The organism is Sphingobacteruim zhuxiongii, from assembly GCF_009557615.1.
Lineage (GTDB): Bacteria > Bacteroidota > Bacteroidia > Sphingobacteriales > Sphingobacteriaceae > Sphingobacterium > Sphingobacterium zhuxiongii.
In genome coordinates, this window is record NZ_CP045652.1 from 366,210 (window position 1) to 378,980 (window position 12,771).

A 12,771-nucleotide genomic window follows, 5' to 3' on the forward strand; every position below is an offset into this window, starting at 1 on the left:
GTGTTGATTAGGATTGTAAAAATATAAAATTATTGGATAGTACGAATTATCTAGCCTCATCTGAAGGAGAATCATTTCCTTCATCTGTGATTTTCTTTACTTTAAATCGTGGAGTGAAGCCTTTAGGCTTCGCTGGATTAATAACGGATGTTTCTTCCGATTTTGTATCATCAGCTTCCGTTGATTCTTCTGCTTTTTGTTCTTTGGATTCTGGTTTAGGATCTGTTGAATTCGATGTTTTGGTTACTCCGGCTTTGAAACGAGGTTTAAAACCCTGAGGTTTTGAAGCTGTTGTTTCTTCTTGTTCCGTATTGGTAGATGTATTTTTGGGAGTTTCTTCTATTGCTGTTTCTTCCACTTTTTTTGGAAGATTCGCGGCATTAAAGCGGGGTCTAAACCCTGCTGGTTTTGTTGTTACAGTAGGTTTGTCAACGGTATTGGCTGGTTTTTCTTGGACAGAATCGCTTGATCCTTCTGCAGTCTCTTCGATCTTTTTCGGGAGGTTTGCAGCTTTAAAACGAGGTTTAAATCCTGCTGGTTTTGCAGCAGCGGTTTTTTCCTCATTAGTATTTGTCGATTCTTCAGAATTTGAGGGTGTATCGTCTAAATTCTCATTCTCTATTTTCTTCGGTAGGTTGGAAGCTTTGAAGCGTGGTTTAAATCCGCTTGGAGCCGCTTTTTTTGCTTTCTCATTAGGATTCTCTACTTGCTTTTCTGTGATTGGGTCTATTCCTTGAGCTGTCTGCGGATTGTCTTTCGGCTGAACGGCTGGTTTTGTTTCAGTCTCCCCTGACACTTCGTTTTCTACAATAGCGTTCGCCTCGTTCGTTGGATTGTTCAATGCGATTTTAATCTTAGGACGGAAACCGGCAGGTTTTGAAGTTGTTCCTTCGACTTTTATGGAGTTGCTTTCAGATTCTTGAATCGGTTTTTTAGGACTCGTTTCCACAATGGCTTCTTCTAACAAAAAGTTCTTGCGGAGTCTATTGAACCAGAACTTCTTACTATGGTCAAAGCTCTTTTCGCCCATCAATTCATAATGCGCTGCAAATTCTTGATATAATGCGGGCTCTGCCTTTTTTAAGGCTTTAATGTCGATTTTTTTCTTGGCAAAAAAGTCTGCGAATGTCAGCATTCACAAATGTACATAATCGATGTTAATTTTCTGTTATGTCCTTTACCTCGCGTTTTTTTGAGTTTTAAGCATAAAAAAAGAGGGCATTGCCCTCTTTATATTCTGTTCTTGATGGAATTAGTCCATGTTGTGGTAAACTGCTTGTACATCATCATCCTCTTCAATCCTATCGATTAATTTAAGGACGTCTGCGGCTTGATCTTCTGAAAGGGTACTATGTGATGATGAAATGCGTTCAAGTTTCGCAGAGCTAACCTCAATGCCTTTCTCTTCCATTAATTTCTGCATGTTACCAAAGTCTTCAAAAGATGTTTGTACAACAACTACGTCGTTTCCTTCTTCATCCGACTCTACGTATAATTCTTCTAAGCCTCCGTCAATTAGTTCTAATTCTAATTCCTCTACATCTAGTTCTTCAGTTGCAGGGAAACGAAAGATTGATTTACGCTGAAAGATAAAATCTAATGATCCTGTCTTACCTAAGGAACCTCCAGCCTTTGTAAAATAACTACGAATATTTGCTACCGTTCTGTTGGTATTATCCGTTGCGGTTTCAATTAATACAGGAACGCCATGTGGACCATAACCTTCGTATACATATTCTTCGTAGCCTTTAGCGTCTTTTTCGGAAGCACGCTTAATTGCAGCTTCTACTCGGTCCTTCGGCATGTTTACTGCTTTCGCATTCTGAATAGCAGTACGCAGTCTAGAGTTGTTTTCCGGGTGAGGGCCGCCTTCTTTTACTGCGATTGCAATTTCTTTTCCAAGACGTGTGAACTGGACAGCCATTTTGGCCCAGCGTTTAAATTTTCTTTCTTTTCTAAATTCGAAAGCTCTACCCATTTTATTATAATTTTGATTTCAGATTCGATAACATATCCTCTGTCATCGCTTTTAGATCAAAAGTTGGTTTCCAACCCCAATCTTTTCTGGCTTCATCATCATTAATGCTTTTCGGCCATGAATCAGCAATTGCTTGACGAGGATCATTCTCGGAATACGAGATTTCAAAATTAGGAAGAATTTTTTTAATTTCTTCGGCTATTTGTTTAGGAGTGAAGCTAATTCCTGCTAAATTATAACTCGAACGAATGTTTAATGACGATTCTGGAGCATCCATCAATTCAATTGTTCCGCGAACAGCGTCATCCATATATAACATTGGGAGTTCCGTGTTCTCGGACAGGAAGCTCGTATATTTCCCCTGTCTAATGGCTTCGAAGAAAATATGTACAGCATAGTCTGTCGTTCCACCTCCTGGTTCTGTTCTCCATGATATAATGCCTGGGTAGCGTACGCTTCTGATGTCTAATCCGTAACGGTTGTGATAATATTCAACTAGACGCTCACCAGCTAATTTACTGATACCGTAAATGCTGTTTGGATCCATCACGCAATATTGAGGCGTATCGATCTTTGGTGAATGTGGACCGAATACTGCAATAGAGCTTGGCCAAAAGATTTTCTTAATGCCTAACTCAACAGCAAGGTCTAAAACGTTTAATAACCCGTTCATATTTAAATCCCACGCTTTTTGCGGGTATTGCTCACCTGTTGCAGATAACATAGCGGCAAGTAAGTAAATTTGAGTAGGCTTATATTTCTCTAATAATGCGCGGATTCCTTCTTTGTCAAGGACGTTTAGTGTTTCAAATATTTCACCTTCGGCAATTTCTTTGGGAGGTCGGATATCCGAGGTAATCACATTTGCTTTTCCGAATTTAACTCGTAAAGCGGCTGCTAATTCTGAGCCAATTTGACCGTTGGCTCCAATCATCAAAATGCATTCTTTCATTGCTGCAATGATATTTATGTAAGGTATTTTCTGTTATTAATATGTAATAATATTACTCGGCGAAATTAGTAAATTAATGCTGGGTAATACTGCTCTACAGTGATTTTACGCAAACGTATGAGTGAGAAATCAAGGCATTTAAGCCGATTTTTTTACTGTTTTTATGAATAAAATCAATGATTTTACGAAAGTACGAAATCGTTAAATTCTAATGTTGTTGTTGAGTTTGATATATTGTCAACAAATAGGTGTTCTTTCTGAATATATTTCAGTGAAAATGAGGATGTCTTGAATAATGTTTCGTGTATGCGTTAATTGTTTATTAATAGCTGAATTTAATTGTAAACATTGCTGTTTATTTAGTATGTTTGCCCAATTAGATACCATAAGTTATAATCTATTTTTCTAAAATTTAAAGCAAAATTTGAAACTATGAAAGTTGCAGTAGTAGGCGCGACAGGACTTGTCGGGTCAGAAATGTTGACAGTATTGGCGGAACGTAATTTCCCAGTAAGCGAATTAATTCCCGTAGCGTCTGAACGCAGTAAGGGTAAGGAAATCGATTTTAAGGGAAAGAAGTATAAGGTTGTGACGCCTACTGAAGCTATTGCACTTAAACCGGATGTTGCTTTGTTTTCTGCAGGTGGTAGTACTTCCACGGAGTTTGCTCCTTTGTTTGCAGAAGCGGGAATTACAGTGATTGATAATTCATCGGCTTGGCGCATGGATCCTAGTAAGAAATTAATCGTTCCTGAGGTAAATGGGGATGTATTAGAGGCTAGCGATAAAATTATTGCGAATCCAAATTGTTCGACTATTCAAATGGTAGTGGTAATGAAGCCGCTTCACGAGAAGTATAAGATCAAACGTGTTGTTGTTTCTACTTATCAGTCTGTTACTGGTACAGGTGTGAAAGCAGTAGATCAATTAATGAATGAACGTGCCGGTAAAGATGGTGAAAAAGCATACCCTTATCAAATCGACTTAAACGTTATTCCTCATATTGATGTATTCCAAGATAATGGATATACAAAGGAGGAAATGAAGATGATTCAAGAAACCAATAAGATAATGGGCGATGACTCAATCAAGGTTACAGCAACGACTGTTCGTATTCCTGTTGTCGGCGGTCACTCTGAATCTGTAAATATTGAATTTGAGAACGACTTTGATCTTGCTGAATTAAGAGCAGCATTAGAAGGTCAAGAAGGTATAATCGTTGTAGATAATCCTGCAAAGTTAGAGTACCCAATGCCTAAAGATGCACATGGAAAAGACGAGGTTTTTGTTGGTCGTATCCGTCGTGATGAATCTCAAGCGAATACTGTAAACCTTTGGATTGTTGCTGATAACTTACGTAAAGGTGCTGCAACTAATGCTGTACAAGTTGCTGAGTTATTGCAGAGAAAGGGTCTGATATAATAAGATATAAACGTTTAACATTTATACTAGAATGGCCACCTACTCAGGTGGCCATTTTTTTATGTTGCCTATCAAGACGAGCTAATAATTCTATTGACTGCTATCCACTAACAATCAACAAAATGCCGCTGAGTTGTCTGGAGGCAGTGCTTTTACGCCCTAAATATCTCTTTGTTTTAAGTAGGATAGCGTTATCTGTATTTATTGTGCTGTTGTTATTATGGATGATCTTTAGCTTGTTGCATATCATTAAAAAAGGCTGTATCGATAGGATACAGCCTTTTTTATATTGTTTTATTCTGTTATTATCTAACAGGAACGAATTGCCAGTTCTCATCTAGGTAAGTAGACGCTGAGATACCAGTCGCTACATAACCTTTACCGTCGATTGAGAAACCGATTGCTTTTTCACGAGCAACTGATAATGCTTGGTGTTTGCTAGTCCAAGAGTCATCAGATGGGCTGTATTTCCATACGCTAGTTACAACGCCTGAAGCAGAACGACCACTAACTACATAACCATTGTCACCGATTGCGAATGCTGCTGCATTAGCACGTCTAACATCGATATCATCAGTTTTTAAATCACCTAATTGTGTCCATTCAGTTCCATTGAACGAGAAGAACTCCTCAGGGTATGAGTTATTTGAAGTACCACCACCAACGTAAGCAACATTATTGATTACGAATGCAAATGCATTTGTTTTCTTTGATGTAAATTTCGTTGTGATTGGAGTCCAAACATTGTTTACTGCGTCGTATTTGTAAAAGTCGCTGAATGTTTTGTCAGTAGGTGTTGAACCTAATCCTACATAAGCGTTATTACCAATTGTGAAAGCAACCGCACCAAAGCGAGCTTCACCAGGGAAATTTGCAACTTTAGTCCATGTATTTGCCGCTGGATCGTATTGGTAAAAATCGTTTAATGCTTTTTCACCATCATAACCCAAACCAACATATCCTTTGCCATTTACAGCAAATCCTACTGCTGAATGTCTAGCTGAACCAGTAAACTCGGCTTTCTTTACCCATTCACTGCCGTTAAAAGCGTAGTTGTCATTCAATACATTCCCTGTTTTGATGTAACCACCAACTAAGAATGCTTGTTTATTAATTGTGAAAGTAGCAGCGTTACTACGAGGGTCGTCAGTAAATACAGATGCTCTTGTCCACTCTGTCGGTCCATTGTCCGTTGTATCTGTAGTCTCGTCGTCTTTCTTACATGAATTTAAGGATGTAATAGCAAAAACGCCGACAAAAAGTAATACAAGCCAGTTTCTCTTGTTCATAAATTATTTAAATTTTGTATATACGATGTTTAATTTAATTTTTGGTTTGTTATTCTCGGTAGCTAAAATACTAGTATTTGCGCTATTGAACAATTCGTTTGGAGTGACAGATAAAAATAAAGACTTACTTTTAGCATTTTCGTCATTTGCCGAGCGAATGTATTGGATCATATTAAATACATACCGACCATTACGTCCAGTATTGTTTCCGATGATATAAGCTCCTTCTTGAATTGTGTTTGCAAATGGCGTAGTAACAAAACTTGTAGGAATATTATCGGTAGCAATCCAAAGTACAGGTTTTGGAGCCGCAACGAAGGAACCAACCTCCTTAGAAGCTACTTCTACAACCAGTTCAGCTTTGTTAATTGCAATGTCTTGAGTCTGCATAAACTCTGCTAGACCAGGAATTGTGATTTTTGTTGCAACGCCATTTCCCGCTTGAATAAAACTTACACCTTGACTTGCGTCGCTTTTAATTTCTTTTGTTGTACTTAAAGTTTCAAATGCGGTTCCTGTTCTATCAGCTTGGAAATTGTTGTATTGAAATCTGCTATCACCAGTTTGTAGTGTTTTTACACCTCTCTTTTTGAATCCATCTGTTCCAACGTAAGAGTAGTGAATACGTACAGATACTAAGTTGTGAAAGCCTACAATCGCGGTATTACTTGCTGCAGGTACTAAGGCTAAACCTTTAAAGTACTCTTGAAAGTTTGCTGTCGAGTTGAATACGTAGTCTGCAGTGCGTATCTTATTGAACAATTCAGTACCCCAAGCATCACTTAAACGGATACTTACTGAATCACGTCTGTTCATATGCGGTAAAAAGGTTACTGAACCCAATGGGGTAGCATCATAAGCGAACTTTTGATGTCCAAAGATTGCTGCACCAGAAATATAAATAGGATTTGGTAAACCTGTCATTGTATTATTCAACGTTGTTTGTTCTAACGTTTGAGTTACACGATGTGCTACAATGGTTTGTGTTTTTGTTGTGTCTCCATGCGTATAAGCTCCCGTTGAAGGACGCATAACTAACGTGATGGAGTCGTATTTTGCCGAAGTTGGAAGATCATTACTCACATTCCCTGGCATTAAACGGATGTACGCATTTGAAGACAAACTTCCTATAGGTCCTTGCGAAACTTTACCTACTAATATTCTTGTTGTTGTATCACCAGCACCTGAAGTCGGAATGTTCGGCATAAGTACTGTGGAAACTACTGTAGATAAGGTATCGGTAGAAGTTAAGTTTAAGTTATCGATGCTTTCATTTTTTAATGAAATAGACATATCCTTATCGCAGCTAGCAAAGAATAGGGCTACACTCAAACCTAGGGTAATAATGGAAGTTAATCGTATATTTTTAATCATAAAATCACCAGTCATGCAAAAGTAGTTAATGGGAACTGTTAATCAGTGTTATATTTTGTTAAAAGTGACCCTGAACCTATGCGGTGCAAATCTACTAATTTAAATTTGTTTTAATTATGTTAAAAAAGTATAAAATATTGATACTGGCGATTATCCTGACGGCCGGAGGGATAACCCTAGTACTTAGCATATGGTTGTATGGGAACTACCAGAATCGCAAAATGTATTTTCTTGGTGCGGCAGATCATGTCTTGTTCGACGTGATTCAAGACTTCTATCAAGAAAATGAAGTAGATCTGGTTAAACAGAACCAACTTCAGCGCTTTGATCGTGTAGAACGTGTCGTTGCGGCAATTGAAAACCGTTATCCCGACGTGAATCGTGATACGATTAAAAAGATCGTGGAAACGAATGGGCACAATCATGACAGCATTTTAGACGAGATGGCCATCTCTAAACGTGGAAAGTTCTCTGGAGGTAAAATATCTAGGCATCTAATCTCCACAATGGCTATTCGAAACATCAATTGGGATCAAACAACGGTCGATAGTTTATCTAGGCGATTGGAGTCTACTTTGCGAGATAGAAATCAGTATAGTCCGTTTGAACTGCATATCGTTAAGTTGGTAGGTGTCGACAGCATGAATCGAGACGAAGTCTATCAATCGCGCTTTAAGCAATTTAAAACAAGACCTATATTGATAGACCCTTCAGAAGATAAATACTTAGAGATCGACTTTATCGATCCACGATCCTTTTTGTTGTACTCTATTGGCTGGCAATTGACGACCTCGGTATTGCTAGTACTAGCGCTTATTGGGACATTCTTTTATCTATTGTCAACGATTAGGAAGCAAAATCAATTAGCTATGTTACGTCGTTCTTTCGTCAACAATATGACGCATGAACTCAAGACCCCAGTGTCTACGGTCATGGCGGCGGTTGAGTCTATTCAACGTTACGGGGCAAAAGACGACAAGGAGCGCATGGATCGATATCTTAATATTTCGAAACATGAGCTAGAGCATCTTTCTGACATGATAGAGCGTGTATTGCAGGTTGATATTGCTGAAACGAATGGGGTTACGCTCAACAAAACAAGCTTTAATCTCGCCGTGTTGATTGACGAATGCGTAGAGAATACACGACTATTTGCGAAAAAGGTAATCCGGATTAATTTTCAAAATAGCACCCAAAGCAGCATAATTCAAGCGGATCATGCGCATATAAAGAATGTGTTGACGAATCTTTTCGACAATGCCGTTAAATACTCCTCAGAGGAGGTGGAAATTGATGTACATTTGGAAGAAATAAATAATCAATTTTTACTGCAGATTCGGGATAATGGACATGGGATTCCAAAAGCTTATCAAAAATCTGTATTTGAATTATTCTTCCGAGTTCCGTCAGGCGACATTCACGATGTGAAGGGCTTTGGATTAGGATTAGCTTATGTTAAGCAGATTATTGATCAGCACGGCGGAAGTATTCAACTTGATAGTGAACTCTCAATTGGCAGTAATTTTGTAATTAGATTACCAAAATAAGGCGATGTATAATATTCTGTACGTAGAGGATGAAGAAAGCCTAGCGATGATTGTTTCCGATAGCTTGGAGGCTCATGGTTTTATGGTTAGGCACGTTTTAAATGGGCAACAGGCTCTCTTGTTTCACGGGAAATATAAGCCTGATATTGTCGTTCTGGACGTAATGATGCCCCTGATGGACGGATTTACTGTTGCTAAGGAAATCCGAAAAACAGATCTACACACCCCAATTATTTTTTTAACGGCACTCACGCAAACCGAGGACCTCGTAAAAGGCTTTAAGCTCGGTGCAAACGATTATGTTCGTAAACCATTTAAAATCGAGGAATTAATCGTTCGTATTGAAGCAGCACTTAAAAAAAGCGGTCAAGGAATGTCCGAAAGCAAATTCGTTGTTGGTAATTTCACGCTTGACACCGTTAAGAATTTGTTATCACACGGCGACAGTATCGAGAAATTGTCCTATCGAGAAGCGGAACTATTGAAACGCCTAATTGAAAGCAAGGATAAAGTCTTGCCTAGAGATGAGATCATCCGTACATACTGGAGTAACGACACCTATTTTACGGGACGCAGTCTGGATGTTTTTATTAGTCGTATTCGTAAATATTTATCAGCAGATGAGCGTATCAAAATTACAAATATCCGGGGTGTGGGATATATGTTGTCGTTGGATTAATTAGCAATAAAATAACCTTTATGAAAGCACTTATTATCGTAGATGTTCAATATGATTTCTTGCCTGGAGGAGCCTTAGCGGTGGCGAAAGGTGATGAAATCATTCCTATAATTAATACCATTCAAAAGGAATATGATCTGGTGGTCGCGAGTCAAGATTGGCATCCTGCGCAGCATAAAAGTTTTGCAAGTCAGCATGAAGATAAAATTACATTCGATGTCATATCTTTAAACGGTTTGGACCAAGTGTTATGGCCTGACCACTGTGTGCAAGAATCTTATGGCGCGAGCTTGTCTGAAGACCTAGATAGTACGCGCGTCGAGGCGATATTTCGTAAAGGGATGGATCCAGAGATCGATAGCTATAGTGCTTTTTACGATAATGGAAGACGTAAAAATACAGGACTTGCAGGTTATCTAAAAGATAGGGATATAGATGAAGTTCACGTTTGTGGATTAGCTGCAGACTATTGTGTATTTTTCACCGCAATGGACGCTTTAGATGAAGGTTTTAAAACGAGCATTATCTCCAAAGCAACAAGAGCGATTGATAAAGGGGCATTTATGGAGAAGAAAAACGAATTTATTCAAAAAGGGGGCTCCTTGTTATAGCCCCTTATATATTAAATTCTTTCTCTTCGCGTCCCGCGGGGTCTGTTCCCGCGTTCTCCTTGATCCTCTCCAAAGATCATTTTCCCACCAAAACTTCTCAAATTATACGTAAAGCTTAGTAAGAAATATCGGTTAAGGGTATTTGATGTAATGTTCGATATCGCTGTTTCGGATACAGATCGATTTATACTTGATGCATTATTTAGTAAATCGAACGCCTTTAGAGATAATTCTGCATTCTTAGGCTTAAATAGCTTATAGCCCAAGGAAGCATTTAGAAGTGTCGTCGAAATACCCGAAGACTCTCCGACACCAGAATTGTAGAAATAAGATAGATTATAGGAAACAGCCATACGCTGTAAAAACTCTAAAGAGAATGAATTGCTAACACGATGTGTTTGAACCGTGTAGTTTTGAATCGGAACCGCAGAGTTGTTTGTGAAATTCAGATTGGCATTATAGTTTAACCCAAAGATCAAAGTCTTGCTGAAATTTGTATAAATGCCGATTTGTTGACTAAATCCATAACCTTTGCTCGGGATTAATTGATCGTTTAAGTACGTGAAGTTTTTATTGTAAAATAGATTACTATTTAGATTTAAATTAATGCCTAATTTCTTGATAGGCACGCCATAGCTATTATCTGCGCGGAAGGAATACACGCCATTGACATTGACAGGGACCGAATATTGTCCACCTGCACCAAGAATGACATCGTCAAATAAAACCACCGTCGTATCCGTCATGAAAGTCGATCTTACGATCTTATCATTGGTATAGGTGAAATTAATATTGCTATTAAAACTACGGCCATTTGTTCGATTAACATCCCTATAGCTTAATCTAGCAGAGTGAATATATTCTTGATTTAAATCTGGATTACCATTGCGAATATTTAATTCATTTGACACATCCACATAGTCTTGCAAATCATTGATATTGGGTGTATTTGTTTTACCGTTATAGTTGAATTCAATATTTCTGTATTTATTGAAATAGTAAACGGTCGTAATCTCAGGGAGTAAACTAGCGAAATCTGCGGTGGTACGAAGATCAATGGGGAATGTACGATCATTTACACGGACCCCATGTTGATAGTTTAATCCAACTTGAATGCGTAGGGTGTCACGTTTATTGTAGCCATAAGAAGCTCCAACACTATGAAAATTGAAATCGTTTTGAAACTCATTTGATAGGCGTTCATTTAATTCGTCGAATTGCCCTGTCTCGGCAAGAAACTCCATCGTCTTACGATCTGAATAATTTCTCGTATTTCTAAAGTTATAATTTGCTTGCAGTCTTGCGTAGCGAGACACCCGATGCGTATAGCTTAATCGACTGTTGAAACCTGAACCGTATCCATTGGTGATGCTTTCACGATTATTGGTGTCGATGCGGCTTAGCATCGCGTCCTTATAGTATTCATTGAATGCCAAGGTTTGTCCAAAGCCCTCATCATTGCTTTTGTTTCCATTGACGTTTAGAGAGATCGTCTGGCCAGGGCGCTTTAACCGACGCATATAGGTCATATTTCCGCCGAAGCTGAAATTGCTTCTATTGTTTATATTATCTCGGTTAGAGGTGTTTAATAGCTCAGATTCGCCAATTTTACGGATGCTATTTCCTTTGTTATGATTATCGTTTCCTGAGTAGGTGAGGTTCGGAGCAAAATCAAGTTGGTTTAAACTATCAATTTTCCATTTAACGCGCGTGTTAAATTTGTGCTTGATATTTCCAAGGTTAGCTTCGGATTGTGAGCTTTGAAACTGATTTGCACGAGTCGGAAGGAGATATTCTATCTCGGACAAGGAGTTCGTATAGGAATCAGACTTGAGGAAGTTATAGTCAGCACTAAAGTCCATTTTATTCTCGATGAAGGTATTGCTGTAGTTTATCGCGCCAGCATAAGTATCTGCTAAGCCTCGGTCTGTATTTCCGTTGCCAGCACGTAATCCTCCTAATCCCTGTTCAGCAAAGTTCGTTTCGTTGATGTTATTTGCCATTAAATTAAGGGCCATCTTTTGATCTCCATTAAAAGCGTTCACATTGCTGTTGAATGTAAACTTATCCGAATCTCCTTTACCCGCATTTGCACGACCAAAATAACCCTTGCGTTTGTCTGGTTTCGTAACGATGTTGATGATTTTATTGCGTTTTCCGTCATCAAAGCCGGAAAATCGAGATTGCTCGCTCTTTTCGTCAATAATCTGAAGTTTATCAATAATATCTGCTGGAAGGTTTTTTAAGGCTACTTTCGGATCCGTGCTGAAGAACTCTTTGCCGTCTACAAGAATTCGCTTTACTTGCTCCCCATGAGCAGAAACATTCCCCTCTTCATCGATCGTAACACCGGGAACCTGCGCTACCATTTCATTCGCCTCGGCATATTCACGGGTTGCAAAGTTCCGGGCATTAAACTCTAAAGTATCCCCTTTAACGGCGACGTTTGGCGCACCAGTAACTGCAATTTCCTCCAATACGATTTCGCTAGGTTCCAATTGGTAATTGATGATAACAGGGGCACCAGTCAAATGAACCCCTCGGCTAACGACTTTGTAGCCCAAAATAGAACTGTTTAATCGGAATCGACCGTTTGAGACTTTGTCAAATGTAAAAAGACCCTTTTCATTGGTTTTTACACTCGCTAATATCGAATCTTTCTCGTTTAACAATTGTAGTGTAACATCATTCAGGGGATTGTTGTTTGTTTTATCAACAACAGTTCCGGTAATCCGTTGTTGCGCAAACGTGCATATGCTGATCAACGCAAGGCTTAGGACAACGAGGATTTTTTTCATAAATTTAAGTATCCAGGTGGTTTGACGGCTCAATATTAGTTTTTTTTGTTCAATGCTAAGGGGCAATCACAAAAAAGATACATTGGGGACTCTGAGCGAAAAAGGGTATATTTGTGATGAA

The 12,771-nt window shown here is 38.7% G+C and carries 10 protein-coding genes; 4 read left to right on the forward strand and 6 right to left on the reverse strand.

Annotated elements, in window-relative coordinates; translation table 11 throughout:
• Nucleotides 1–46: 46 nt before the first annotated feature.
• From GFH32_RS01580 to GFH32_RS01590, 3 genes are all read right to left on the reverse strand, one after another.
• A complete protein-coding gene (locus GFH32_RS01580; protein ID WP_153509412.1) occupies nucleotides 47–1,135 on the reverse strand; it encodes a hypothetical protein in 1,089 nt (362 codons plus the stop codon).
• A gap of 117 nt (nucleotides 1,136–1,252) precedes the next feature.
• On the reverse strand, nucleotides 1,253–1,978 hold the full coding sequence (locus GFH32_RS01585) for a YebC/PmpR family DNA-binding transcriptional regulator (protein WP_153509413.1): 726 nt from the start codon (nucleotides 1,976–1,978) through the stop codon (nucleotides 1,253–1,255).
• Between the two features lie 4 nt (nucleotides 1,979–1,982).
• Nucleotides 1,983–2,930, reverse strand: coding sequence for an NAD-dependent epimerase/dehydratase family protein (locus tag GFH32_RS01590; protein WP_194285660.1), 948 nt, complete (start codon nucleotides 2,928–2,930; stop codon nucleotides 1,983–1,985).
• A 432-nt stretch (nucleotides 2,931–3,362) separates the two neighbouring features.
• On the opposite strand from GFH32_RS01590, the gene GFH32_RS01595 reads away from it, so the two are divergent.
• Nucleotides 3,363–4,352, forward strand: a complete 990-nt coding sequence (locus tag GFH32_RS01595) for an aspartate-semialdehyde dehydrogenase (RefSeq protein ID WP_153509415.1) — start codon at nucleotides 3,363–3,365, stop codon at nucleotides 4,350–4,352.
• A 305-nt stretch (nucleotides 4,353–4,657) separates the two neighbouring features.
• Here the strand turns inward: GFH32_RS01595 and GFH32_RS01600 are convergent, their stop codons facing one another.
• On the reverse strand, nucleotides 4,658–5,641 hold the full coding sequence (locus GFH32_RS01600) for a Kelch repeat-containing protein (RefSeq protein ID WP_153509416.1): 984 nt from the start codon (nucleotides 5,639–5,641) through the stop codon (nucleotides 4,658–4,660).
• A gap of 3 nt (nucleotides 5,642–5,644) precedes the next feature.
• The gene (locus tag GFH32_RS01605; protein WP_153509417.1) at nucleotides 5,645–7,015 is read right to left on the reverse strand and encodes a DUF4270 family protein; all 1,371 of its coding nucleotides are present in this window, start codon (nucleotides 7,013–7,015) and stop codon (nucleotides 5,645–5,647) included.
• Between the two features lie 116 nt (nucleotides 7,016–7,131).
• Here GFH32_RS01605 and GFH32_RS01610 point away from each other — a divergent pair, with 116 nt between their 5' ends.
• Genes GFH32_RS01610 through pncA form a run of 3 tightly spaced genes read left to right on the forward strand, consistent with a single transcriptional unit; the run spans nucleotide 7,132 to nucleotide 9,852 of the window.
• Complete coding sequence (locus tag GFH32_RS01610) at nucleotides 7,132–8,562, forward strand: sensor histidine kinase (protein WP_153509418.1); 1,431 nt, start codon at nucleotides 7,132–7,134, stop codon at nucleotides 8,560–8,562.
• 4 nt (nucleotides 8,563–8,566) lie between these two features.
• The gene (locus GFH32_RS01615; RefSeq protein WP_153509419.1) at nucleotides 8,567–9,241 is read left to right on the forward strand and encodes a response regulator transcription factor; all 675 of its coding nucleotides are present in this window, start codon (nucleotides 8,567–8,569) and stop codon (nucleotides 9,239–9,241) included.
• Between the two features lie 20 nt (nucleotides 9,242–9,261).
• Nucleotides 9,262–9,852 (forward strand): bifunctional nicotinamidase/pyrazinamidase, encoded by a 591-nt coding sequence (gene pncA, locus GFH32_RS01620; RefSeq protein WP_153509420.1) that lies wholly within the window; start codon nucleotides 9,262–9,264, stop codon nucleotides 9,850–9,852.
• A gap of 11 nt (nucleotides 9,853–9,863) precedes the next feature.
• On the opposite strand, the gene GFH32_RS01625 is transcribed toward pncA, so the two are convergent.
• Nucleotides 9,864–12,650 (reverse strand): outer membrane beta-barrel protein, encoded by a 2,787-nt coding sequence (locus GFH32_RS01625; protein ID WP_153509421.1) that lies wholly within the window; start codon nucleotides 12,648–12,650, stop codon nucleotides 9,864–9,866.
• Between the last annotated feature and the right edge of the window lie 121 nt (nucleotides 12,651–12,771).